The organism is Cellulosimicrobium sp. SJTW-1, from assembly GCF_047716875.1.
In the GTDB taxonomy this organism is placed as follows: Bacteria; Actinomycetota; Actinomycetes; order Actinomycetales; family Cellulomonadaceae; genus Cellulosimicrobium; species Cellulosimicrobium funkei.
The window spans coordinates 3,568,581-3,592,711 of sequence record NZ_CP136680.1; the positions used below are offsets into that span (position 1 = coordinate 3,568,581).

Annotated in this window: 21 protein-coding genes, 1 tRNA gene and 1 pseudogene; 9 read left to right on the forward strand and 14 right to left on the reverse strand. The window is 75.3% G+C overall.

What is annotated here, in order from left to right; translation table 11 throughout:
* Positions 1 to 61 precede the first annotated feature (61 nt).
* Together RSE42_RS16010 and RSE42_RS16015 are read right to left on the reverse strand one after the other, a co-directional pair.
* Entirely contained in the window at positions 62 to 550 is a 489-nt protein-coding gene (locus RSE42_RS16010; protein WP_021481785.1) for a RidA family protein, read from the reverse strand.
* Complete coding sequence (locus tag RSE42_RS16015; protein WP_021481786.1) at positions 550 to 714, reverse strand: hypothetical protein; 165 nt, start codon at positions 712 to 714, stop codon at positions 550 to 552. The genes RSE42_RS16010 and RSE42_RS16015 overlap by 1 nt, the downstream gene beginning before the upstream one ends.
* Positions 715 to 852: 138 nt before the next feature.
* Between RSE42_RS16015 and RSE42_RS16020 the strand changes: the two genes are divergently transcribed.
* The 4 genes from RSE42_RS16020 to RSE42_RS16035 all read left to right on the forward strand — a co-directional run bounded on the left by RSE42_RS16020 (position 853) and on the right by RSE42_RS16035 (position 5,806).
* Entirely contained in the window at positions 853 to 3,189 is a 2,337-nt protein-coding gene (locus RSE42_RS16020; protein WP_415297093.1) for a transglycosylase domain-containing protein, read from the forward strand.
* Positions 3,153 to 4,133 (forward strand): metallophosphoesterase, encoded by a 981-nt coding sequence (locus tag RSE42_RS16025; protein WP_391512659.1) that lies wholly within the window; start codon positions 3,153 to 3,155, stop codon positions 4,131 to 4,133. The genes RSE42_RS16020 and RSE42_RS16025 overlap by 37 nt, the downstream gene beginning before the upstream one ends.
* 228 nt (positions 4,134 to 4,361) lie before the next feature.
* A tRNA-Pro gene (locus RSE42_RS16030) sits at positions 4,362 to 4,438 on the forward strand.
* Positions 4,439 to 4,570: 132 nt separating this feature from the next.
* Complete coding sequence (locus tag RSE42_RS16035; RefSeq protein WP_415297095.1) at positions 4,571 to 5,806, forward strand: NAD(P)/FAD-dependent oxidoreductase; 1,236 nt, start codon at positions 4,571 to 4,573, stop codon at positions 5,804 to 5,806.
* A gap of 132 nt (positions 5,807 to 5,938) precedes the next feature.
* Here RSE42_RS16035 and RSE42_RS16040 read toward each other — a convergent pair whose 3' ends face one another.
* The 4 genes and pseudogenes from RSE42_RS16040 to RSE42_RS16055 form a co-directional block, all read right to left on the reverse strand.
* Positions 5,939 to 7,072, reverse strand: a complete 1,134-nt coding sequence (locus RSE42_RS16040) for a bifunctional 2-methylcitrate synthase/citrate synthase (protein ID WP_415297097.1) — start codon at positions 7,070 to 7,072, stop codon at positions 5,939 to 5,941.
* Between the two features lie 79 nt (positions 7,073 to 7,151).
* Positions 7,152 to 8,069 carry a methylisocitrate lyase gene (gene prpB / locus RSE42_RS16045; RefSeq protein WP_024841711.1) on the reverse strand — a complete coding sequence of 306 codons (918 nt, stop codon included), beginning with the start codon at positions 8,067 to 8,069 and terminating at the stop codon, positions 7,152 to 7,154.
* A 98-nt stretch (positions 8,070 to 8,167) separates the two neighbouring features.
* Positions 8,168 to 9,682 (reverse strand): annotated as a pseudogene (locus RSE42_RS16050) (MmgE/PrpD family protein); the annotation flags it as partial.
* 29 nt (positions 9,683 to 9,711) lie between these two features.
* Entirely contained in the window at positions 9,712 to 10,440 is a 729-nt protein-coding gene (locus RSE42_RS16055) for a GntR family transcriptional regulator (RefSeq protein ID WP_171468370.1), read from the reverse strand.
* Positions 10,441 to 10,532: 92 nt separating this feature from the next.
* Between RSE42_RS16055 and RSE42_RS16060 the strand changes: the two genes are divergently transcribed.
* Positions 10,533 to 11,303 carry an SDR family oxidoreductase gene (locus RSE42_RS16060; protein ID WP_415297099.1) on the forward strand — a complete coding sequence of 257 codons (771 nt, stop codon included), beginning with the start codon at positions 10,533 to 10,535 and terminating at the stop codon, positions 11,301 to 11,303.
* On the forward strand, positions 11,300 to 12,235 hold the full coding sequence (gene sigJ, locus RSE42_RS16065) for an RNA polymerase sigma factor SigJ (RefSeq protein ID WP_415297101.1): 936 nt from the start codon (positions 11,300 to 11,302) through the stop codon (positions 12,233 to 12,235). Before RSE42_RS16060 ends, sigJ begins: the two co-directional genes overlap by 4 nt.
* Before the next feature lie 19 nt (positions 12,236 to 12,254).
* Here sigJ and RSE42_RS16070 read toward each other — a convergent pair whose 3' ends face one another.
* Positions 12,255 to 12,995: a DUF2625 family protein gene (locus RSE42_RS16070; RefSeq protein ID WP_082774512.1), complete on the reverse strand. Its 741-nt coding sequence runs from the start codon at positions 12,993 to 12,995 to the stop codon at positions 12,255 to 12,257.
* Between the two features lie 214 nt (positions 12,996 to 13,209).
* Between RSE42_RS16070 and RSE42_RS16075 the strand changes: the two genes are divergently transcribed.
* Positions 13,210 to 14,700, forward strand: a complete 1,491-nt coding sequence (locus RSE42_RS16075; RefSeq protein ID WP_415297104.1) for a DUF4232 domain-containing protein — start codon at positions 13,210 to 13,212, stop codon at positions 14,698 to 14,700.
* Between the two features lie 4 nt (positions 14,701 to 14,704).
* Here the strand turns inward: RSE42_RS16075 and RSE42_RS16080 are convergent, their stop codons facing one another.
* The 5 genes from RSE42_RS16080 to RSE42_RS16100 form a co-directional block, all read right to left on the reverse strand.
* Positions 14,705 to 16,708, reverse strand: coding sequence for a cytochrome c biogenesis protein DipZ (locus tag RSE42_RS16080; protein WP_415297106.1), 2,004 nt, complete (start codon positions 16,706 to 16,708; stop codon positions 14,705 to 14,707).
* A gap of 157 nt (positions 16,709 to 16,865) precedes the next feature.
* The gene (locus RSE42_RS16085) at positions 16,866 to 17,567 is read right to left on the reverse strand and encodes a fasciclin domain-containing protein (RefSeq protein ID WP_415297108.1); all 702 of its coding nucleotides are present in this window, start codon (positions 17,565 to 17,567) and stop codon (positions 16,866 to 16,868) included.
* Positions 17,568 to 17,700: 133 nt separating this feature from the next.
* Positions 17,701 to 18,468, reverse strand: coding sequence for an anti-sigma factor domain-containing protein (locus RSE42_RS16090; protein ID WP_085387308.1), 768 nt, complete (start codon positions 18,466 to 18,468; stop codon positions 17,701 to 17,703).
* Positions 18,461 to 19,033 (reverse strand): ECF RNA polymerase sigma factor SigK, encoded by a 573-nt coding sequence (gene sigK / locus RSE42_RS16095; RefSeq protein ID WP_085951324.1) that lies wholly within the window; start codon positions 19,031 to 19,033, stop codon positions 18,461 to 18,463. The genes RSE42_RS16090 and sigK overlap by 8 nt, the downstream gene beginning before the upstream one ends.
* 163 nt (positions 19,034 to 19,196) lie before the next feature.
* A complete protein-coding gene (locus RSE42_RS16100) occupies positions 19,197 to 20,279 on the reverse strand; it encodes a 3-deoxy-7-phosphoheptulonate synthase (RefSeq protein ID WP_034652063.1) in 1,083 nt (360 codons plus the stop codon).
* A 385-nt stretch (positions 20,280 to 20,664) separates the two neighbouring features.
* Between RSE42_RS16100 and RSE42_RS16105 the strand changes: the two genes are divergently transcribed.
* The gene (locus tag RSE42_RS16105) at positions 20,665 to 21,162 is read left to right on the forward strand and encodes an NUDIX hydrolase (protein ID WP_034652029.1); all 498 of its coding nucleotides are present in this window, start codon (positions 20,665 to 20,667) and stop codon (positions 21,160 to 21,162) included.
* Here RSE42_RS16105 and RSE42_RS16110 read toward each other — a convergent pair.
* Positions 21,136 to 22,701 carry a PP2C family protein-serine/threonine phosphatase gene (locus RSE42_RS16110; protein ID WP_051028125.1) on the reverse strand — a complete coding sequence of 522 codons (1,566 nt, stop codon included), beginning with the start codon at positions 22,699 to 22,701 and terminating at the stop codon, positions 21,136 to 21,138. The genes RSE42_RS16105 and RSE42_RS16110 overlap by 27 nt on opposite strands.
* Positions 22,701 to 23,513 (reverse strand): alpha/beta fold hydrolase, encoded by an 813-nt coding sequence (locus RSE42_RS16115; protein WP_034652032.1) that lies wholly within the window; start codon positions 23,511 to 23,513, stop codon positions 22,701 to 22,703. The genes RSE42_RS16110 and RSE42_RS16115 overlap by 1 nt, the downstream gene beginning before the upstream one ends.
* A 79-nt stretch (positions 23,514 to 23,592) precedes the next feature.
* On the opposite strand from RSE42_RS16115, the gene RSE42_RS16120 reads away from it, so the two are divergent.
* Positions 23,593 to 24,051 (forward strand): RrF2 family transcriptional regulator, encoded by a 459-nt coding sequence (locus RSE42_RS16120; RefSeq protein ID WP_034652034.1) that lies wholly within the window; start codon positions 23,593 to 23,595, stop codon positions 24,049 to 24,051.
* The last annotated feature ends 80 nt before the right edge of the window (positions 24,052 to 24,131 follow it).

Consider the following 24,131-nt stretch of genomic DNA (forward strand, 5'->3'; position numbering starts at 1 on the left):
GTCGGCGACCGGATCCTCACGGACCCGGTCGCCGACCCCGTTCTCGTGCGGGCGTCGCGGGCTAGTCCGCCAGCTCGACGACGAGCTCGACCTCGACCGGGGCGTCGAGCGGCAGGACCGCGACGCCGACGGCGCTGCGCGCGTGCACCCCGGCCTCGCCGAAGATCTCGCCGAGGACGGTGCTCGCACCGTTCACGACGCCGGGCTGGCCCGTGAACGACGGGTCGCTCGCCACGAACCCGACCACCTTGACGACCCGGACGACGTCGTCGAGGTTCCCGACGACGTCGTGCACGGCCGCGAGCGCGTTGAGCGCGCACACGCGCGCGAGGTCCGCGGCGTCGGCGGGCGCGACGAGGCCCTCGCCGTCACCCACCTTGCCGGTCGCGAGCAGCGCGCCGTCGACGAACGGGAGCTGGCCCGAGGTGTGGACGTACCGGCCGGAGCGCACCGCGGGGACGTAGGCGGCGACCGGCGCCGCCACCCGCGGGAGGGTGATCCCGAGCTCCGCGAGGCGCGCGGCGACCGTCCCGGCGGGGACGCCCGTCACTACTTCTCCCCGGTGGGGCGCTTGAGGTAGGCGACGAGGCCGTTGCCGTCCGGGCCGGTCACGACCTGGACGAGCTCCCAGCCGTCGGAGCCCCACTGGTCGAGGACGGCCTTCGTGTTGTGGATGATGAGGGGGATGGTCGCGTACTCCCACGTGGTTGCCATGGGGCGAGCGTAGTCGGACGGCGCGGAACGCGGCGCGGCCGGACGGACGCGCCGTCCCGGGATGCTTACACAACCCGCACACCCGGGAGAGGCGGCTTTCCGGGCCTCTCCCGGGGTTGCTCCCGTAGGGTTGGCACCATGGCTTCCCCTGTGCGTCCTCGCGGCCGGCAGATCAACGCGTACCAGCTCGTCGCCCTCTTCCTGGCGTTCGTGCTGGTCTCCGGCGTCGGCGGCGTGCTCGCGGCCGGGCTCCTCGTGCCGCTGGCCGCCGGGGCGAACACCGCGACGGACACCGCCGTCGAGGTGTTCGACGAGCTGCCGGCCGACCTCGAGCCGGGCCCGCTGTCCGAGCAGTCGCGCATCTACGCGAACGACGGCACGACGCGGCTCGCGACGTTCTACACGGAGAACCGCATCGTCGTCCCGCTGGACCAGGTCTCCGAGCCCATGAAGAACGCGGTCATCGCGATCGAGGACAAGCGCTTCTGGGAGCACGGCGGGGTCGACGTCGAGGGCATCCCGCGCGCGTTCGTCAACAACCTCACGGGCGGCTCGACGCAGGGCGCCTCGACCCTGACGCAGCAGTACGTGAAGAACGTCCTCATCGAGCAGGCCGTGCGCGACGGCGACGTCATGGCGCAGCACGAGGCCAAGGCCGACACGCTCGGGCGCAAGGCGCGCGAGGCGAAGCTCGCCATCTCGCTCGAGAAGAGGATGGGCAAGGAGGAGATCCTCCAGGGCTACCTCAACATCGCGCAGTTCGGGCGCTCCGTGTACGGCGTCGAGACGGCGGCGCGGCACTACTTCGGCGTCTCGGCCAAGGACCTGAACTACCTCCAGGCGGCCACGATCGCCGGGATCACCAAGGCGCCGTCCACGTACGACCCGACGGCCGACCCGGAGAAGGCCCAGAACCGCCGCAACGTCGTCCTCAACACGATGTACCAGCAGGGGTACATCACCAAGGAGGAGTACGACGCCGGGCTGGCCACCCCCATCGCGGACACGCTCGCCGTCCAGCCGCTCGAGGCGGGCTGCCAGGCGTCCGGCGGCTCCGCGTTCTTCTGCGACTACGTCACGAAGATCATCATGTCGGACCCGGTGTTCGGCGAGACGAAGGCCGAGCGCGAGGCGCTGCTGTACCGCGGCGGGCTCGACATCTACACGACGCTCGACCCGAACATGCAGGCGGCCGCGGAGCAGCACGCGGCGGCCGCCGTCCCGGCGGACGACCCGAGCCAGATCGAGGACGCGATCGTGTCGATCGAGCCGGGGACCGGCAAGATCCTCGCGATGGCGCAGAACCGCGCGTTCGACAACACGCAGGACCCTGCCCCCAACACGACGGCCGTGAACTACAGCACCGACGAGGCGCACGGCGGCTCCCGCGGGTTCTCGCCGGGCTCGACCTGGAAGCCGTTCGTCCTCGCCGAGTGGCTCAAGGAGGGGCACTCGCTCTACGACACGGTCAACGCGAACAAGCGCACCTGGATCGGCAGCCGGGACTTCCGCGCGAGCTGCAAGCGTCTCGGCAACGACCCGTGGACGCCCGCGAACTCCGACGGCCCGGGCAGCGGCTCGATGACAGTGCTCAAGGCGACGTACAACTCGGTCAACACGGCCTACACGACCATCGCCTCCCAGCTCGACCTCTGCGGCGTCGCGAACACCGCGAAGGCGGCCGGTTTCACGCCGTCGTCGAAGGACAACACCGACATCGAGATCGTGCCCTCGATGATCCTCGGCACCCAGAACTCGTCGCCGATGCACATGGCCGCGGCGTACGCGACGTTCGCCGCGGGCGGCACCTACTGCCAGCCGATCGCGATCACCAAGGTGGTCGCGGGCGACGGCGAGGAGCTCCCCGTCCCGTCGGCGAACTGCCAGCCCGGGGCCATCGACCCCGCGGTCGCCAACACGGTCACGTACGCCCTGGAGCAGGTCCTCACCCAGGGCTCCGGCCGCGGCAACGCGCTCGCCGACGGCCGGCCGGCCGCCGGCAAGACCGGCACCGCGAACCTCAACAAGCACACGTGGTTCATCGGCTACACGCCCCAGGTCGCCACCGCCGTGTGGATCGGCAACGCCGAGAACGACGTCGAGATGAACGGCCGCTTCACCATCAACGGGAAGACGCGCCCGTACTGGTACGGCTCGAGCCTCGCCGCCCCGACGTGGCGCGACTACATGAACCAGATCCTCGCCGGTCAGCCCGCCCCCGGGTTCCCCGAGCCGGACTGGGGCCGCGTCAACGCCCCGAAGCCCCCGCCGCGCACCCCCTCGACGCCCGAGGGCGGCCAGGACGGCGGCGACCAGGGCGGTCAGCAGCCCGGGGGCGACCAGCCCGACGACGACCAGCCGGACAACGAGGCCGACGGCGGCCGCGGCGACCGCGGCGACCGCAGCAACGGCGCGGGCCGCGAGAGCGACCTCGGCGCGTGGCTGGAGAGCCTCGGCGGCGGGGGGAACGGCTGAGCGCCGACGGGGCGCGCCGGGCCCTGCGCGGGCTCGGGGCGCTGGCCGCCGTCGGTGTGGCGGGCGTCGCGTACGCGCACGTGGAGACGAAGCTCTTCACGCTCCGCGAGGCGACCGTCCCGGTCCTGCCGCCCGGCTCGCGCGCCCTGCGGGTGCTGCACGTCTCCGACCTGCACCTCGTGCCGACCCAGCGGCGCAAGATCGAGTGGGTGCGCTCGCTCGCCGAGCTCGAGCCCGACCTCGTCGTCGACACCGGGGACAACCTCGCGCACGTCGACGCGCTCGAGCCGCTGCTCGACGCCCTCGCCCCGCTCCTGGCGGTGCCCGGCGCGTTCGTCCTGGGCTCGAACGACTACTTCGCCCCCGTCCCGAAGAACCCGGCGCGCTACCTCCTGCCCGACGCCCGGCTGCCGTTCGCGTCGCAGGCCCGCCTCCTGCCCGCAGCCGAGATGGCCGGTGCGATGCGCGACGCCGGGTGGGTCGACCTGACGAACCGTCGTGACGCCCTCGACGTCGGCGGCGTCCGCCTCGACCTCGTGGGCGTCGACGACCCGCACCTCGACCGCGACGTCTTCCCCGCGCCCGCGTCGCAGGCTCCGGCCGCCCCGCCGGAGGGCGGCGTGCTCCGGCTCGGTGTCACGCACGCGCCCTACCGGCGGGTCCTGGACCAGATGCACGACGACGGCGCGGAGCTCGTCCTCGCGGGCCACACCCACGGCGGGCAGCTCTGCGTGCCCGGGTTCGGCGCGCTCGTGACGAACTGCGACATCGACCGCAAGCGGGCCAAGGGCTTGCACGGCTGGCCGGGCCCCCGCCCCGACGCCGCGGGCGGTCAGGACTCGACGTGGCTGCACGTCTCCGCCGGCGCGGGCACGTCGCCCTACGCGCCGGTCCGGTTCGCGTGCCGCCCCGAGGCCACGCTGCTCACCCTGACGTCGCGCTGACGGCTCCCCCTTCCCCACCGCTCCGCCGAGCACGGGGTCAGCGACCGCGATCCCGAGTTTCCGGTCGCCGACCCCGTGCTCGACGGGCGCGGGCTGGGGGGGTCGAGGGGGGTGTCGTCGGGGTGGCAGGGATCGGGTTTCGTGGCACGGCACTTCGTCGGCTATTCTGGGCAGGCTTCCTGCGGGGAAGACGAGGTCTCCTCGTCGACCGTCACGTAGGCCAGCAACCGGGGTGTGGCGCAGCTTGGTAGCGCGCTTCGTTCGGGACGAAGAGGTCGCAGGTTCAAATCCTGTCACCCCGACCAGCCGAGAGGCCCGGGATCCGCGAGGATCCCGGGCCTCTCGTCGTTCTCGCGCCCGCCGCTCCCCCGGCGGTGCGACCCGGTTCGCGCGAGACTGAGGCCGTCCCGCTGTCCCGAACCACCGCGGAGGTCGCCATGAGCGCTGGATGTCACGTCGTCGTCGGAGGTGGGCTCGCCGCGGCGAAGGCCGTCGAGACGCTGCGCGCGGAGGGCTACGACGGCGGGATCATCGTCGTCGCGCGCGAGCCGCACCGCCCGTACGAGCGGCCGCCGCTGTCGAAGGACTACCTGCGCGGCGAGGCCGAGCGCGACGCGGTGTTCCCGCTCGCGACCGACTGGTACGCCGAGCACGACGTCGAGCTCCTCACCGGGACCCAGGCGACCGCGCTCGACCTCGCCGGACGGAGCGTGACGCTCGACGACGGACGCGCGCTGTCGTACGAGAAGCTGCTGCTCGCGACCGGCTCGGACCCGCGCCGGATCCCCCTGCCCGGCGGCGACCTGGCCGGGGTGCACGAGCTGCGGACGCTCGACGACAGCGACGCCCTGGCCGCGGCGCTGCGCGCGGCCCGGGACGACGGCGTCGGGCGGCTGGGGGTCGTCGGCGACGGCTGGATCGGGCTGGAGGTCGCGGCGTCCGCCCGCACGCTCGGCCTCGACGTCACGGTGATGGGGCTCGGCACCCACCCGCTCGAGCGCGTGCTGGGGCCCGAGATGGGTGAGCTGTACGGGCAGGTCCACGCCGACCACGGGGTGCACCTCCACCGCCGCGCGCAGGTCACGGGCATCTCCGGCGACGGTCGTCGGGCCACGGGGGTGGACCTCGCCGACGGCACCCACGTCGACGCGGACCTCGTGCTCGTCGCCGTGGGTGCGGTCCCGAACGTCGGGCTCGCGCGGGACGCCGGGCTCGCCCTCGACTCCGCGACGGGCGGCGTCGTCGCGTCCGCGACGCTCCAGACCACCGACCCGGACGTCTTCGTCGCGGGTGACATCGCCAGCGTGCCGTCGGCGCGCTACGGGCGGTCGCTGCGCGTCGAGCACTGGGCGACCGCCCTCCACCAGGGCCCGCACGCCGCGCGCGCGATGCTCGGCGCGACCGCCCCCTACCCCGAGCTGCCCTACTTCTTCTCCGACCAGTACGACGTCGGCATGGAGTACCTCGGCTTCGTCGCCGGCCCGGACGCCTACGACGAGGTCGTGGTCTCCGGCTCCGTCCCGGACCGCGAGCTCGTCGCGTTCTGGCTCCAGGACGGCCGCGTCGAGGCCGGCATGGCCGTCAACGTCTGGGACCGCATGGAGGAGATCGAGGCCCTCATCCACCGCGACGGCCCGCCCGACCGCGCCGAGCTGGAGTCGTTCGTCGGCTGACCCCCTCCGTCGGCCGACCAGGCGATCCCGGCGGTCCGAGCAGGTGGTCCCGGCCCGTCCGGGGGACGGGACGCGCCAGGACCACCTGTTCGGCGCAGGGCCGGGAGTCAGGGCCGGGAGTCAGGGGCAGAGTCAGGGGAGGTCGCGCTGCTCCGGGCCGACGTACTGGCTGAGCGGGCGGATGAGGGCGTTCGCGGCGCGCTGCTCCATGACGTGCGCGGTCCAGCCGACCACGCGCGACGCGACGAACAGCGGCGTGAACATCGGGGTGTCGAAGCCCATGAGGTGGTACGCCGGGCCAGCCGGGTAGTCGAGGTTCGGCAGGATGTTCTTGCGCTCGGTCATCGCGGTCTCGAGCGCGGTGTAGAGCTCGAGGAGGTCCGGGCGGCCGTAGTGCTCGACGAGGTCGTCGAGCGTCGCGCGCATGGTGGGGACGCGCGAGTCGCCGTGCTTGTAGACGCGGTGCCCGAAGCCCATGATCTTGCGCTTGTGGGCGAGCGCGTCGTCGAGCCACGCGGCGGCGCGGTCGGCGGTGCCGATCTCGGCGAACGTCGCCATGACGGCCTCGTTCGCGCCGCCGTGGAGCGGGCCCTTGAGCGCGCCGACGGCGCCCGTCACGGCGGAGTGCAGGTCGGACAGCGTGGACGTGATGACGCGCGCCGTGAACGTGGACGCGTTGAACGAGTGCTCGGCGTACAGCACCATCGACACCTCGAACGCGCGCACGACGGCGGGATCGGGCTCCTCGCCGAACGTCATCCACAGGAAGTTCTCGGCGTAGGAGAGGTCGTCGCGCGGCTCGACGAGCTGGAGGCCCCGGCGCCGACGCTGGTCGAGCGCGACGGCGGCGGGCAGCACGGCCCACAGGCGGACCGCCTTGGCCTGCTCGGCCTCGGGCGAGGAGTCCTCGGCGTCGGGGTCGTGCGCGCCGAGCTGGGAGACGGCGGTGCGGACGACGTCCATGGGGTGGCACGTCGTCGGGAGCTCGAGGATCGCGTTGCGCACGTGGCCGGGCAGCGCGCGGTGCGCCCGCTCGACGGCGGTCTGCTCGGCGAGCTGCTCCGGCGTGGGCAGCTCGCCGTGCCACAGGAGGTACGCGACCTCCTCGAAGCTGCGGCGGGCGGCGAGGTCCTGCACCGGGTAGCCGCGGTACAGGAGCGAGTTCGTCTCGGGGTTGACCTTCGAGATCGCGGTGACGTCGACGACGACGCCCGCGAGGCCCTTGCGGATCTCGGGCGCGTCGGTGGTCGGTGCGGTGGTGGTCATGCGGTCACTCCTTCGTGCAGCACGGGTCGCGGGGAGATGCCGGTGCCGCGGCCGACGGGCGCGCGGCACCGGCCGGTCGTCAGGGCCGGTAGGTGAAGATGCCCTCGTCGAAGGTGTTGTAGGCGGCGTAGTCGAGCAGCTCGTAGAGGCGCGCGCGCGTCTGCATCCCCTCGACCTGCCCCGCCTGGGTGCCGGTCTCGGCGATCTCGTCGAGCGCACGCTCGGTGGCGCCCATCGCGACCCGCAGGAGCGTGACGGGGTAGATGATCAGCCGCACGCCGGCGTCGCCGAGCTGACGGCGCGTGAAGAGCTCGGACTTGCCGAACTCGGTCATGTTGGCGAGCACGGGCACGTCCACGGCCGACGCGACGGCCTCGAACTCCGACAGGTCCTTCATCGCCTCGGGGAAGATCGCGTCGGCGCCCGCGTCGACGAGCGCCTTGGCGCGGTCGATCGCGGCGCGCAGCCCGGCGTCGCCGGGGATCGTGCCGCGGACGTCGGTGCGCGCCATGATCAGGAAGCCGGGGTCGCGGCGCGCGTCGGCGGCCGCCCGCACGCGCTTCGCCGCCTCGTCGAGCCCGACGACCTCCTTGCCGTCGAGGTGGCCGCACCGCTTGGGGTTGACCTGGTCCTCGACGTGCGCGCCCGCGACGCCCGCGTCCTCGAGCGCCTGGACGGTGCGCGCGACGTTCATCGGCTCGCCGAAGCCGGTGTCGGCGTCGACGAGCGCGGGCAGGTCGGTGACGCGCGCGATCTGCTGCGATCGCCCCGCGACCTCGGTGAGGGTCGTGAGGCCGATGTCGGGCAGGCCGAGGTCGGCCGACAGCACGGCCCCCGACACGTACACGCCCTCGAAGCCCTTGTCCTGGATCAGGCGCGCGGACAGCGGGTTGAACGCGCCCGGGAGCCGCAGCGGCTCCCCCGTGGTCGCCGCGGCGTCGAGCGCCGCGCGGAACGCGCGCCGCTTGTCCGACGGCGTCACCTGGCTGTAGAGCATCAGCGCGCCTCTCCCTCGGTGGTCTCGTCGGCCTCGTGCATGGTGAACCCGTCGCCCTCGACCTCGGGGTGCGCGGGGGCGTCGTCGCGACCGAGCTCGAACAGGCCGGTCGGCGTCGGGACGGAGTCGAGGAGCCCGGGCCGCCCCACGATCGTCAGCTCGCGCACCTCCGCGGGCGTGAGCTCCGGGAGCCGCTGCGCGAGGTCGAGGAAGCGCTCGATCTCGGCGTCCTCGAGGACGCCGGCCGCGAGCGTGCGGAACTTGTGCACGTACTGCTCGCGCCCGAACGGCCGCGCGCCGAGCGGGTGCGCGTCGGCGACGGCGATCTCGCGGACGAGGCGGCCGCCGTCGGCCAGCTCGATCTCGACGCGCCCGCCGAACGCCTTCTCCGCCGGGTCGGTCGAGTGGTAGCGGCGCGTCCACTCGGGGTCCTCCGCCGTCGTGACCTTGGCCCACAGCGCGACGGTGTCGGGGCGGCCCGCGCGCTCGGGGGCGTACGAGTCGACGTGGTGCCAGCCGCCGTCCTGCAGCGCGACCGCGAAGATGTAGGGGATCGAGTGGTCGAGCGTCTCGCGCGACGCCGTCGGGTCGTACTTCTGCGGGTCGTTCGCGCCGGAGCCGATGACGTAGTGGGTGTGGTGGCTCGTGTGGATGACGATCGACGCGACGTTCTCGGGGTCGGCGAGCCACGGGTGCTCGTCGTGCAGCGCGCGGGCGAGGTCGATGAGCGCCTGCGACTGGTACTCCGCGGAGTGCTCCTTGGTGTAGGTGTCGAGGATCGCCGTCTTCGGCTCGCCGGGGGCCGGGAGCACGACGTCGTACGCCGCGTCCGGGCCGTCGAGCAGCCACGCGACGACGCCGTCCTCGCCCTCGTAGATCGGCTCGGGCGACGTCTGGCCGCGCATCGCGCGGTCGACGGCCTCGACCGCGACCTTGCCCGCGAACGCCGGGGCGTGCGCCTTCCACGTCGAGATCTGGCCCTTGCGCGACTGGCGGGTGGCTGTCGTCGTGTGCAGGGCCTGCCCGATCGCCTGGAACACCGTCTCGGTGTCGAGGCCGAGCAGCGTCCCGATGCCCGCGGCGGCCGACGGCCCGAGGTGCGCGACGTGGTCGATCTTGTGCCGGTGCAGGCTGATCGCGCGCACGAGGTCGACCTGGATCTCGTAGCCGGTCGCGATCGCCCGGACGACGGCGGCGCCGTCGGACCCGGCGTGCTGCGCGACGGCGAGGATCGGCGGGATGTTGTCGCCCGGGTGGGAGTACTCCGCGGCGAGGAACGTGTCGTGGAAGTCGAGCTCGCGCACCGCGACGCCGTTCGCCCAGGCCGCCCACTCGGGGCTCGTGCGGGTCTCGAGGTCGCAGCCGAACACCGTCGACCCCGGCGTGTAGGGGTGCGCGAGCGCCTGGCCGCGCGCCGCGATCGCGGGGCCGCGCGTGAGGCTGGCCGCGGCGACGGCCGCGTTGTCGATGACCCGGTTGACGACCATGTCGACGACCTCGGGCGTGACCTCCACCGGGTCGGTCGCGAGCTCGGCGAGCTTCCACGCGAGCTGGTCGGTGCGGTCGAGCGGCTCCGCGCTGGGGTAGACGCGCAGGTGGTGGGTGTACGGCATCGGTGTCTCCGTCGTGCGGTGGGCGGTGGTCAGGGGAGGTCGTCGGTCGCCGACCCCGCGCCGCGCAGCGACTGCTCGGCGAGGGCGGCGCTGCGCTCGATGTGGGCGCGCATCGCCGCCTCGGCGGCGGCGGCGTCGCGGCTCGCGATGGCGTCGGCGACGGCGCGGTGCTCGTCGACGTGGTCGGTGGTGCCGACACGGCGGCGCGCGGCGAGCGCGCGGTACCGGTCGACGTGGCCGCGGATCTGGCGCAGGAGCGCCGACCCCCAGCGGTTGTCGGCGAGCGCCTCGATCTCGCCGTGGAACTGGGCGCCGATGCGCAGCACCTCGTCCTCGTGGTCGCGCACCGCGTCCATGAGCGTCACGAGGCGCGCGAGCCGCGCGACGTCGTCGGGCGTGGCGCGCTCGCACGCGTCCCGGGCGAGGAGGCCCTCGAGGCGGGCGCGCACGTCGTAGACGCGCCGCGCGTCGGCGAGGTCGAGCGGCGCGACGCGCACTCCCCCGGTGGGCAGCTCGACGACGAGCGCCTCGGCCTGGAGCAGCCGCAGCGCCTCGCGCACCGGGGTCCGCGAGACGCCGAGCTCGGCGGAGAGCACGGGCTCGGTGAGCCGCGCGTCGGGCGCGAGGGAGCCGTCGATGATGCGGCCGCGCAGCAGGTCGTAGACCGCGCGGGCCCCGGACTGGCGGCGCGCGAGGCCCGCGTCGCCGGGCGCCGAGGACGGCCCGACGGCGGTGCGCAGCTCGGGCGTCGTCGTCACCCGGCCATCGTGCCACACGTCCTGCGCACTTGTATACAACTCTCGCCGCGGCTGGGATGTCACATCGGGGGGCGCCGCGTCGTCGTCCGGGTATGAGGATCGCTGTGGTGGGTGGGACGGGGACCGTCGGTCGGCACGTCGTGGCGGGGCTGGCCGCGCGCGGCCACGAGGTGCGGGCGCTGAGCAGGCACGCGCGGGAGCACCCCGTCGACCTCACGACGGGCGCAGGTCTCGCGGCGGCGCTCGACGGCGTCGACGTCGTGGTCGACGCGAGCAACACCGCGACGTCGCTGCGGCACGTGCGCGCGGCGGTCGTCGACGGCACACGGCGCCTGCTCGCCGCCGAGCGCGCCGCGGAGGTGCGGCACCACGTGCTCGTGTCGGTGGTGGGGTGCCACGATGTGCCGATGACCTACTACGCCGCCAAGGTCGCGCAGGAGCGCGAGGTCGCGGACGGGGGCGTGCCGTGGACGGTCGTCGCCGCGACCCAGTTCCACGAGCTCGTCGCCGGGACGCTCGGGGCCGCGGCGCGCCGGGGCGTCGTGCCGCTGCTGCGCGCGCCGGTCCAGCCGGTCGCTGCCGCCGAGGTCGGCGCCGCCGTCGCCGACGCCGCCGTGCGCGACCCGCTCGGCGGCACCACGACCGTCGCGGGTCCCGAGGTGGTCGACCTGCGGGACGCGGCGCGCGCCTGGCGCGACGTCACCGGCTCGCGCGCCGTCCCCGTCCGGGTGCCGCTCCCCGGCGCGCTCGGCCGCGCGCTGCGCGCCGGCGGCCTCACCGACGCACAGCCCGACGTGCGCGGCACCACGACGTTCCGCGACTGGCTCGCCGCGCAGCACGCCGAGCGGGCGGCGGCCCGGTGACCGGCCCGGCCGCCGACCACCTCGCGCGCGCGTTCGAGGCCGAGCGCCCCCGCCTCCTGCGGCTCGCGTACACGACGACCGGCTCCTGGTCCGACGCCGAGGACTGCGTCCAGGACGCGTGGCTGCGGCTGCGCACCCAGGACGCGGGCTCGATCCGCAACCTCGCGGCCTGGCTGACGACGACGGTCGGGCGGCTCGCGCTCGACGTGCTCGGGAGCGCGCGGGCGCGCCGCGAGCGCTACGTCGGGACGTGGCTGCCGGAGCCGGTCGTGACGACCCCGGGCGCCGCGTCGCCGGTCGCCGCGGGCGCCGTCGACGCGACGGACCCGGCCGACCGCGTGACGCTCGACGAGGAGGTGAGCATGGCCCTCCTCGTCGTGCTCGAGCGCCTCTCCCCCGCGCAGCGCGTCGCGTTCGTGCTCCACGACGTGTTCGGGCTGCCGTTCGACGAGGTGGGCGACGTCGTCGGGCGCTCGCCCGCCGCCGTCCGCCAGCTCGCGGCGCGAGCCCGCAAGGACGTGGAGGCGGGGCGGCCGCGCGGGACCGCGACGCGCGCCGAGCAGGCGCGCGTCGTCGAGGCGTTCGTCGCGGCCTGCACGGACGCCGACCTGCCGGCCCTGCTCGCGGTGCTCGACCCCGACGTGGTGCTGCGGGCCGACGGCGGCGGCAAGGTCCGGGCGCTGCGGCACACCGTGCGCGGGGCGGGGACGGCAGGTCCCGTGCTGCTCAGCTACCTCCGCCGGCCGCCCGAGGCCGTGCGCGCGGTCGACGTCAACGGCGCGCCCGGGCTGCTCCTGCGCGACGGGACCGGGGTGCTCACGGTGATCGCGTTCACGGTCGTCGGGGGGCGGGTCGCGGCGCTCGACTTCGTGCGCAACCCCGACAAGCTGGGGACGGTGCGCGCCGACCTCCTCGACGCGGACCCGGCATGACCCAGGGCGTGACCGGGGCTCAGGGGCGGTAGCCGTCCGTAGGCCAGGCGCCGTAGCCGTCGAGGTGCTCGTCGGCGTCGCGCACGTAGTCGTCGACCGGGGCCATGCGCTCCGCCATCTCGAAGTGCCAGTCCACGAGCTCGCCGAGCGGCACCGGTGTGCGCGACGACCGGGCGACGTCGCGCCCCTCCTCCGACCACAGGGGCGGGTAGACGCTCAGGCCCTCGTCGAGGCGCACGGAGCCGATCTCGTCGTACCAGCCGGGCCAGCGCACGGGCGCGTAGAACTCGGCGGTCCCCCCGCTCACGGACCACTCGAGGAACGCCGCCTGGCCGAACCCGAGGTCGAGCCAGGAGAGCGATCCGGGCGCGAAGTAGTGGACGTTGCCGAGCGGGCCGGGGAGCCCGCCGCCGTTGATCGCGAACGTGCCGCCGAGCACGTCGTACGCGACGACGAGGACGGACGGCGCGACGCTGTCCTCGCCCGGCTCGCCGAGGCCGTTGACGGTCGCGAGGTCCGGCAGCCCGGCCCCGCCCCCGCCGATGATCCGGAGCCAGCCGCCGTCGACGAGGACCCCGCCGGTGTGCAGGGCGAGCGCGCCCAGGGTCGAGCGGACGGTGACCTGGAGCCGGTAGAGGACCTCGAGCGACCAGGCGGGCGCGGGCACGACCTCGACGCCGCCGCGACCCAGCATGCGCGAGAGCGTCGGCCACGCCGGGTCGTCGACCGCAGCGAGCTCCGCAGCCGTCCGCACTGTCATGGCCGGATCATGCCAGATGTTGCCCGTCAGCAGGAGTCCTGGTAAAAGCGCGGGGTCCCTGCGCGCCCGGCTCGTCCGGCGATGCGCCGAAAAGACCGGTTCCCCCTCGCGTCGGCCCGGGTAGGTCCTGGCACGGTGAAGACGACGGGCGGACCCTGGGGAGGACGTCGGCGCGCCACCCCGCGCGGTGGCGGCGACCGGTACGGTCACGGCCGTGGACGACGACGGCACACCCTCCCCCGAGCCCGCCACCGACCCCGGCACCGGGACGGCCCCGCCACGGGCCCGACGGCGCGGCCCCCTCGTCGCGGTGGCCGCCGCGGGCGTGGGCGGCGTCCTCGCGGTGGTGGCCGCCGTCGTCGGGCCGGCGGCGCTGCGCACCGCGGCCGAGCAGCCCGCCCCGGCCACCTCGTCGGTCGGCCCGACGACCCCCGCTCCCGCTGCGACGCCCGCGCCGACCTCCCCCGAGAGCGACCACGAGGCCGTCGCGGCGCGGCTGCGGGCGCTGCCCGGCGTCGCGGCCGTGGAGGCCCTGGGGACCGCGGGCGAGTCCGCGCGCGTCACGCTGGTCAGCCCGCTGCCGACACCCGAGGAGGCGCAGCGCACCGCCGACGACGCGAGCGCGATCGTCGCCGCCGTGCCCGGCGGTGGTGCCTGGTCGCTGCGCGTCGAGGGCACGGGCGCGGGCGGCGGGACGTTCGCCGTCGCGCACGGCCCGGGCGCGGACACGGACCGCGGCGTCGACCCGGCCACCGAGGAGCCCCGCCCCGAGCGCCTCGGGGCCGACGCCGTCGCCGACGCCGTGCGCCTCGTCGCGCACGACCCCGTGCGGCGCGTGTTCCTCTCCCCGGGGTCCGCGTCGGTCGACGTCGGCACGGCCGACGACCTCGTCGGCGTCGCCGCGCTCGTCCGTGCCGAGGGCCGGGGGCTGACGAGCCTCGGTGTCGCCGGCGGCGCCGTCGGCACCTACGACGACGGCGGGCAGTCCGTCCCCGACGACGCGCTGCTCACCCTGCTCGGAGAGGTCGCCGCGGAACCCGGCGTGACGCAGGTCGTGCACGAGACCGCGCGGGACACGTTCCCGCCGAGACCCCTGCTCACCGTCATCACCTCGGGCGACGCCGCCGTGGTCGCGCGGACCCTCGACGGCGCCGCCTATGCCGGCCCGACCCTCGCGTACCAGGTCCACGGCTCGACCGACGGCGGCGCGTCCGCGACGCGCTCCGGGTTCGTCGCGGGAGCCGCCGCACCGACGACCGGGACGCCCCCAGCGGGCGCGTGCGCCCCCGGCGACCTCACGCTCGGGGCCCTCGGGTTCGACGCCGCGGCGGGGCGCCGGTTCCTCACCGTCACGGCCCGCAACGACGGCACCGCGGAGTGCGTCCTCGCGGGCGCGCCCGTGGTCCGCTTCGTCGCCGACGACGGCTCGGAGACGGACGTGCTCCTCGAGCCGGACGACGACGGCCTCGCCCCGATCACCCTCGCGCCGGGCGCCACCGCCTGGGCCGCGCTCTCGTGGCGCGGCGGGTCGACGGCGGACGACCCGCCACTCGTCACGACGCTGCTCGTGGCCCCGCACCCGGGCGACCCCGAGTCGGTCGTCGGGCTCGCGGGGATCCCCGGCGTCGGGGACGGCCTCGACCTGCTCGGCGGCGGGACCGCGACGATCGGGTCGTGGACGCCCGCGCGGGAGCTCGCGAGCTGACGCGTCACCCGAACGTCGCGGTGAACACCTGCACGCCGGGCGGGACGTCGAGCTCGACGAGACCCTCCGTCGGGCCGTCGCCCTCCAGGACGGGGTAGAGCGTCGGGCTGCCGGACACGTCGATCTCGCGGGTCGTGGTCCGCCCGTCCGTCGTGACACGGGCCGTGACGGTGCCCTCGCCGCCGAGCACCGTGAACACGTCGGTCGAGCGGTACGCGAGACGCACGCGCGCGTCGTCGGACACGGCGGTCGCGCCCTGGAAGTCGACGTCCCACGTGCCGCCGAGCGAGAACGTGTCCTGCCGCTGGTCGTCGGCGAGCGTGAAGTCCTGCTGCCCCGCGGCGTAGCGCGGCTCGCCCGCGTAGTTGACGACGCGCTTGATGGAGAAGTACGTCTCGGGCGTCGTCTCGTCCTGCGGGGTGGTGTCGCCGACGGCGGTGGGCTCGGGCAGCTCCACGCCCGGGTTCGCGTCCTCGAGGAGCTCGCGCACCAGGCGCTCGGTGTCCTCGTACCCGCCCTCCCCGAAGCGGATGTGGCGCACGGTCCCGTCGGCGTCGACGAGGTACTGCGCGGGCCAGTAGCGGTTCCGGTAGGCGGTCCAGGTCGCGTACGCGTTGTCCTGGGCCACGGGGTAGGTGACGCCGAGGTCCTGCGCGCCGGCGACGACGTTGCGTGTCTCGCGCTCGAACGCGAACTCGGGCGTGTGCACCCCGACGACCTCGAACCCCGCGCCGACGTCGCGGTACCGGTCGTACCAGGCGTTGACGTGCGGGATCGCGCGCTGGCAGTTGATGCAGGAGTAGGTCCAGAAGTCGACGAGCACGACCTTGCCGCGCAGCCCCTCGAGCGTCAGCGCCTCGCCGCCCGGGGTGTTGAGCCACGTGTCGATGCCGCGCAGCTCCGGGGCGGTGCCGCAGTCCTCGAGCACGGGCGCGCCGTTCGAGCAGTTCGACAGCTCGCGGTTCTCGTCGGTGACGAGACCGCCGAGGTCGAGGGCCTCGCGCACGGCGTCGTTCTCGTCGACCCGCTGCTGGAGCGCGCCCGTGTAGTCGGGCAGGGCGCGCTGGAGCGCGGCGGGGAGGTTCAGCGCGAGCGCGCCCGCGAGCGCGATCATCACGACGCCGCCCGTGACGCGGATGCCGCGCGTGTGCCGCTGGAACCCGCGGACCCGCTCCGCGACGCGGCGCCCCGCGAGCGCGAAGACCAGGAGCGGGATCGCCGCCCCGACCGCGAACGACACCGTGAGGGCGACGGTGCCCGGGCCGATGTTCCCCGTCGCTCCCGCCACCGTGATCGCCGCGAGGACGGGCCCCGCGCACGGCACGTACAGCACGCCGAGGCCGAGGCCGAGCACGAACGCCCCGCGGTCCTGGCGGGCGGCGCCGCGCCGTGCCCCGAGCGCCGCGACCCGCCGGAACGGCCGCTCCAGGACCTCCTCGACGCGCGGCACGATCATCCCCACGCCGATCGCGACGAGGAGGACGATGCCCGCCCAGCGCAGCAGGTCCTGCGGGAGCCCGAGCGCGGTCAGCAGGAGGGAGCCGAGGAGCGTGAAGACGCTGAAGCTGAGGACCAGGCCCGCGATGACGAGGTAGGGGCGCCACGAGCGGCGCGTGGTCCGCCGGGTCGCGCGGCGCCCGCGCCCGCCGTCGGCCGGGGTGGCGGGCTCCGCCGCGTCCCCCGTCGACAGGTCGAGGGCGAGCGTCCCGCCGCGCGTCGGCCGCGCCGCGACCTCGCGCGCCCCGGTCTCCTGCACGCCGCCCGGACCGCCCCGGCCACGCAGCCCCGCGGCCGGGCGACCGCCGACGCGCACCGCGTCGGGGACGCCGGCGAACAGCCCCGGGGAGACGCCGCCCGTCCCGGTCTCCGCGGTGCCCGACGGCGTCTCCCCCGTGCGCGCGCCCTGCACACCGCCCGCGAAGAAGATGACGGGCAGCATGGGCAGGATGCACGGCGAGATCCCCGTGATGAGTCCCCCGAGCAGGCCGATGACGATGAGCGTCTCCATGCCCGGGGTTCGGACCGGCGGCCCTCGCGGATGGGTCCGCCGCGCGCCGAGGGGAGGTCGCCGGGCGCACGACGACGGCCCCGACCGTCCGGTCGGGGCCGTCGGGACCCGCTCGCGCGGGTCCACCGCGCGCCCGCTTCTGGACGCGCCGGGAGGGTCACATGGTCGGCATGAGCACCGAGTCGACGAGGTACACGGTCGCGTTCTGCGTCATCACGCCACCGCACACGACGGCCGCGTCGTCGACCATGAGCTCGTCGCCCGATCCGGTGACCTCGACCGTGCCGCCCTCGACGGTCTCGTGCTCGCCGGCGACCTGGTCGGGCGTGAGCTGGCCGGGCACCACGTGGTACGTGAGGATCTTCGTCAGCGTGTCGGAGTCCGTCTTCAGCGAGTCGAGCGTCGCGGCGTCGATCTTGGCGAACGCGTCGTCGACGGGGGCGAACACGGTGAACTCGCCGCCGTTGAGCGTGTCGACGAGGTCGACGTCCGGGTTGAGCTCACCCGAGACGGCCGCGGTGAGCGTCGTGAGCAGCGGGTTGTTCGACGCCGCCACGGCGACGGGGTCCGTCGACATCCCGGTGATCGACCCGGCGCCGTCGGGCACCTGCTCCGCGTAGGCGGCACAGCCGGGGCCCACGAGGTTCGCGGCGGGGTCGGCCGCCATGTCGTCCGAGCCCTCGGTCGAGTCGTCGGTCATGTCGTCGGACGTCGAGTCGTCCGTCATGGTGTCGGACTGGGAGTCGGTCGTCGTCGAGTCGGACCCCGTGTCCGAGTCCGAGCTGCACGCGGACAGGCCGAGCACGGCGAGCGTGGCGATGCCGGCGACGGCGTACGACGTGCGGGTGCGAACGTTCATCGGTCTCTCCTCGGGTCGTCGCCCCGCCGGTGCGGGGCGTCATGCCGAGGGTTCGGAGCGCCGCCCCGGGTGGATGGGTCGGGATCGGCACGAGTTTTCCCGCGCGCGTCCCGACCCCTCCGGGCCGCGGCGCTCAGCCGACGAGCGCGACCACCGGGTCCGTCGTGGGCTGCTCCGAGCCGCCCGCCGGCTCGACCGTCACGGCCATGCCGACGCCCGGCTCGCCCTGGACGAGCCGCGACGTGCTGCCGTCCTGGACGTCGAGGACGCCCGCCGAGACGACGGCGCCGTCGGGCTCGACCACCCAGAGCTGGTAGTCCCGGTCGTCGCCCGCGTCCGGCAGGTCGGACGCGCGGAAGTACATGTCGTCGCCCGCCGCGAGGACGGACGCCTGCCCGCCGCCCGCCACGTCGCCGTGCAGGATCGTCGCGTCGGGGTCGGCGAGCATGCGCTCGATCGCGTCCGCCCGCGCCTCCAGGCGGGACTGCTCCTGCGTCGCGCGGACCGCGACCGTGGTCGGGACGGCCACCGCGACCACCGCGGCCACCGCCGCCGCGAGCCCGGTCCAGCGCCGACGGCGGGCGCGGCGCGCGGCCGCGAGGTCGACGACGACGCCCCCCGTCCTCTCCCCGGCGGGCGGGAGCGTGGCCTCGGACGCGGCCACCCGGGCCAGGACGGTGTCGCGCAGCGCGGGCGGCGGGGCGCTCTCGACGGTGAACGCCGCCACGACGTCGCGGTACTCGTCGAGCTCGCGCCGCGCGTCGGGGTCGGCCGCGAGCAGGCGCTCGACGGCGCGCCGCTCGACGTCGTCCACCGCGTCGAGCGCGTAGGCGGGGAGCAGGTCGCGGACGTCCGGACGGTCGTGCGCGCCGTCGCCGCGGGGCGTGGTCGGGTCAGCCACGACGCACCCCCAGGCAGTCGCGGAGCCGCAGGAGCCCGTCCCGGATGCGGGACTTCACGGTCGGCAGCGCGGCGTCGAGCCGCTCGGCGACCTCCCGGTAGGTGAGCCCGCCGTAGTACGCCTGCACGACCGCCTCCCGCTGCGTCGCCGTGAGCGAGTCCAGGCACCGCCGCACGGCCGCGCCCTCGAGACGTCGCTCGACGTCCTCCACCACCACGTCCCGCGGTGCCGCGGCCGTCGAGGCGTCCACGTCGCGCTGGTCGCGGTCACGGCGCGCCTGCTCGGCCCGCACGCGGTCCACCGCGCGCCGCCGGGCGAGCGTGGCGACCCAGGTTCGCGCCGAGCCGCGGGTCGCGTCGTAGCGCGCCGCCGTCTGCCACACCTCCACCATCACCTCCTGCACGACCTCCGCCGCGTGGTCCGGGTCCCGCAGGACCCCCAGGCACGTGCCGTACGCGACCGGCGCGAGCGCGTCGTAGACGGGCGCGAACGCGGCGGGGTCGCCGCCGGCGCACGCCGCGAGGGCGGCGTCGACCGCCGGGTTCGTCGTCACGGGAGGTGGCACCCGGTCAGTGTGCAGCACGGGCGCCTCCCGCACGCGCTGCGGCGCGTCGACCACGGCTCTCGGCACCCGACCTCCCGTCGCCAGCGCCGTCCCGGTCCGTCCGGGACACCCTGGGTTCGGCGCCGACGCGCGGACGGATGGGTCCTCGTCCCGCGGGCACCGCTCAGAGCGCGCGCCGGGCGCGGACCGCCGCCGCGAGCTCCTGCAGGAGGTCGGCCGTCGTGTCCCAGTCGATGCACGCGTCCGTGACGGACTGCCCGTAGACGAGGCCGCTCGGCGCGGGCTTCTGCGCACCCGCCACGAGGAAGCTCTCCATCATGAGGCCCGTGATGCCCTGCTCGCCCTCGGCCAGCCGCGCGGAGACCTCGCGCACGACCTCCGCCTGGCGCACGTGGCTCTTGCCGGAGTTGCCGTGCGACGCGTCGACGACGAGCCCGTGCTCCGTGACCCCGCCGCGACCCGAGGTGCGCGCGACCGCGAGCGCCGCCGCGACGTCGTCGGCCCCGTAGTTGGGACCCGAGCGCCCGCCGCGCAGGATGACGTGGCAGTCGGGGTTGCCCGCGGTCTCCACGGCGGCGGCCCGGCCGAGCGAGTCCATGCCGAAGAACGTGTGCTCGCTCGCCGCGGTGATGCAGCCGTCGACCGCGATCTGCACGTCGCCGTCGGTCGCGTTCTTGAACCCGACGGGCATGGACAGCCCCGAGGCGAGCTGGCGGTGCACCTGCGACTCGGCGTTGCGCGCGCCGATCGCGCCCCACGACACCGCGTCGGCGATGTACTGCGGGCTCGTCGGCTCGAGGAACTCGCACGCGGCCGGGACGCCGGCGTCGAGGACGCCGAGCAGCACCTCGCGCGCGAGCCGCAGGCCGTGGTGCACGTCGTGCGAGCCGTCGAGGTGCGGGTCGTTGATGAGGCCCTTCCAGCCCACGGTCGTGCGCGGCTTCTCGAAGTAGACGCGCATGACGACCATGAGGTCGTCCGCGAGCTCGTGCGCGACGGCGGCCAGGCGCCCCGCGTACTCGAGCGCGGCCTCGGGGTCGTGCACCGAGCAGGGGCCGACGATGACGAGGAGGCGGTCGTCGTCGCCCGCGAGGACGTCACGGACCTCGCGGCGCGACGTCGTCACGAGGTCGCTGCGCGTCGCGCCGAGGGGCAGGTCGGCGAGCATGGCGCGCGGCGCGGGGAGGGCGTCGAGCGCGCGGACCCGCAGGTCGCTCGTGCGGGCCTGGAGCTCGGGGCTGTCCACGGGGTCGACGGTACTCGTCGCGCCGTCGGTCGTCGCGGTCTCGGGCGAGGTGGTGGTGCTGGTCACGGGGGGCTCCTGGTCTGTGCGGCGGGGTCTGGGGAACGCCGTGAGTCGGGATGCCCAGCGGCGCTCCACCGGCCTGCTGCCGCCCGTGGTCCCGGAGCGGCCCGTCTCACGACGAAGGGCCCGGACGCGGTCCGCGTCCAAGGCCCTGTGCTGGCTCCGGGTGGTGATCTGTGGTCAGGCTGACGCCCGCACGGCCCCACCGGGAGCCTGCGTAAAGCGCCAATACCACTGAGAAGTCACGAGCCGACCGTAGCACAGCGGCTCCGAGGGGCGGACGGCCCGTCTCACGAGCCGGTCGGGCAGCGCCTACGCTCGGGGCATGCCGATCCCCGACTTCGTCGCCGCCCTCCGCTCCCGTGTCGGGACCGACCTGCTGTGGATGCCGGGGGTGTCGGGCGTCGTCGTGGACGACGCCGGCCGCGTGCTGCTCGGGCAGCGCGCCGACTCCGGCCAGTGGGCCGTGATCAGCGGGATCCTCGAGCCGGGCGAGGACCCGGCGGTCGGGCTCGCGCGCGAGGTGCTCGAGGAGACGGGCGTCGAGGTCGTGGTGGACGCGCTCGTCGCGGTGACGGTCACCGAGCCGATGGAGTACCCGAACGGCGACCGGTCGCAGTACCTCGACCTGGCGTTCCTGTGCCGCCCGGTGTCGCCGGCGGCCGCCGCGGCGGCGCACGTCGCGGACGACGAGTCCCTCGCCGTCGCGTGGTTCGCCCCGGACGCCCTGCCCGACGACGTCGCGCGCTCGTCGACCGAGCGCCTCGACCACGCCCTCGCGCGGCTCGCCGACCCCTCAGCCGCCCCGTTCTTCGTCCGCTGACGCGGCGGCCGGAGCGTCGGGCACCGCCCGTCCGTCCTCGGCGGGACCGAGCCAGCGCACCGCGAGCAGGCACGCGTCGTCGTCCTCGGGCGCGCGCGAGACGACGGCCTCCAGCAGCCGGTCGTCGCGCAGGCCGACGTCGAGGGCGCGCGTGACGACGTCCGCGAGCTCGTCGAGCGCCAGCGCGAGCGGCCGGTCGCGGCGCTCGACGACGCCGTCCGTGAAGAGCAGCAGGAGGTCGCCCGGGGCCAGCCGCACGGCCTTGGCGACGCGCGGCGTCGTGCCCCGCACGCCAAGCGGCGTCGACCGCGCCTCCCACAGGTACGCCGCGGAGCCGCCGGCCCGCACGAGCAGGGGCGGCAGGTGGCCCGCGCACGTGTAGCGCAGCACCCCGGCGCGCAGGTCGAGCTCCCCGTAGACGAGGCTCGCCATGAAGCCCGTGCCCGTCCGGTCGACGAAGCGGTCGACGCGCTCGACCACCTCCTCGGGCGGCAGCCCCGTGTCGGACGCCGCCCGGACGGCGGTGCGCAGCTGCCCCATCGACGTCGCCGCCTTGAGCCCGCGGCCGACGACGTCCCCCACGCTGAGCGCGACGACGTCGGGCGCGACCCGGAAGGTGTCGTACCAGTCGCCGCCGACCTGGAGGTCGTGGACGCCCGGGCGGTAGCACGCCGAGACCTCGACCTGCGGGTCGGCGACGATCCCGTCCGAGAGCATCGCGCCCTGGAGCTCGCTCGCGACCGAGACGCTCTGCTCGTGGACCCGCGCGCGCGAGAGCGCGAGCGCCGCGAGCTGGCCCGCGGCGGCGGCGGTGCCCAGGTCGACGGGGTCGGAACCCGCGGCGCGACGTGGTTCGAGCGCGAGCACGCCGAGCAGCGCGCCCGCGGTGCGCAGCGGCACGACGACCGTCCCGTCGTCCCGCACCGTCGCCTCGGTGAGCTCGTCGATCGACGGCGCCAGGACGCCGACGGCGCCGCCCCACCGCCGCAGCGGGCCGCGCTCCTGCGCCGTCCACAGCGCGGCGTCGCCCGCGCCCAGCATCGTGACGGCCGCGCGGAGCAGGACCCACGCGACGCCGTCGAGACCGGCGACGCTCGCGAGGTCGGCCGCGACGCCGTGCAGCAGCCGCACCCGGCGCTCCGCCTCCTCCGCCGCGCGGCGCGCCTCGACGAGCTCGTGCTCGAACCGCGACCGCTCGCGCGCGCCCAGCATCGCGACCTCGATCAGCCGCTCGCCGCGCGCCTCGCGCTCGATCGCCGTGAGCAGCACGGGCTCGCGGCCCCCGGGCGTGCGGAGCTCGACCGCGACCTCGTCGACGCGGCCCTCGATGTGCAGGCGCGGGCCGACGTGCGTCTCCCAGAAGATGCGCCCACCGACCGTGAGCAGGTCCGCCAGCCGGCGGCCCGCGACCGCCTCGACGTCCGGGACCTCGATCGTCCGGAGGAACTCGTCGTTGGCGTCGAGGACGCGCGCCTCGGCGTCGAGGAGGAGCAGCGCGACGGGGGCGAGCGCCCAGCGCTCGGCCCGGGACATCGCCATCAGGCGGCGCCCAGCCAGTCGCGCATCGCGCGCACGAGCAGCGCGGGGTGCGAGAGGTTCGGGCAGTGCCCCACCGAGTCGATGACGACGAGGTCGCTGCCGGGCAGGTGCTCGTGCACGTAGCGCCCGACCTCGGGCGGCGCGATGACGTCCTCCCGGCTCTGCACCACGAGGCTCCGCGTGCGCACGCGCGCCAGGTCGGCCCGGTTGTCGCCGAGGAACGTCGCCCGCGCGAACTGGCGCGCGATCGCGGGGTCGTTGCGCCGGAACACCGCAGCGAGCTCGTCGCCGAGCGCCGGGCGGTCCGGGTTCCCGGCGATCACGGGCGCCATGACCTGCGTCCAGCCGAGGTAGTTCGCGTCCATCGTCTCCAGGAGCTCGTCGATCTCCTCGGCCGTGAACCCGCCGCGGTAGCCGTCGTCGTCGACGTACCGCGGGCTCGGGCCCACGAGCACCAGCCGGTCGAACAGGTCCGGGCGGTCGGCCGCCGCGAGCAGCGCGATCACGGCGCTCACCGAGTGGCCGACGAGCACCACGGGGCCGCGCCCGTCCCCGGGTCCAACGGCCTCGACGATCTCCACCACGTCCGCGGCGTAGCCCGCGAGGTCGGCGTGCCGGACGGCGTCGTGCGCGGTCGGGTGCGACGCCCCGCACCCCGAGTGGTCGAACAGCACGACCCGGTGGTCCGTCGCGAACGCGGGCGCGACGAAGCGCCACATCGACTGGTCGCAGCCGAAACCGTGCGCGAAGACCATCGTCGGGCCGTCCTGCGCCCCCATGACCCGCACGTTGTTGCGCTCGTGCACGTCCACGCGTCACAGCCTAGGGGGGAAGGGGTCGCGAGGGGCAGCGGCGCCCCGGGGTGAGACCCGCGCACGGCACAATGTCCTCATGCGTGTCTCGGCGAAGGCGGACTATGCGGTGCGGGCGTGCGCCGAGCTCGCGGCGTCGCCGCACGGCGACCCGGTGCGGGCGGAGGACCTCGCGACGGGTCAGGGCCTCCCGGTGAGCTTCCTCGAACGGATCCTCGGCGACCTGCGCCGGGCCGGGATCGTCGCGAGCGTCCGCGGGCGCTCCGGCGGCCACCGCCTCGCGCGCCCGGCGTCCGAGGTGACGCTCGCCGACGTCTTCCGCGCGGTCGACGGCCCCCTCGTCACGGTCCGCGACGAGCGCCCCCCGAGCCTCGAGTACGACGGCTCCGCGGCGGGCCTGCTCGAGGTGTGGATCGCCCTGCGCGCGAGCGTCCGCGACGTGCTGGACCGCGTGACGATCGACGACGTCGTGCGCCGCGACCTGCCCGACGACGTGCACGCGCTCGCGGCCCGCGCCGACGCGTGGGAGAACCCCTGACGGGACGCTCCCGTTAACACTGGCCCACGATGCGGTCGGCGCTTCACATAGTGGACCCGTCCGGTCAACCTTGTCAGGAC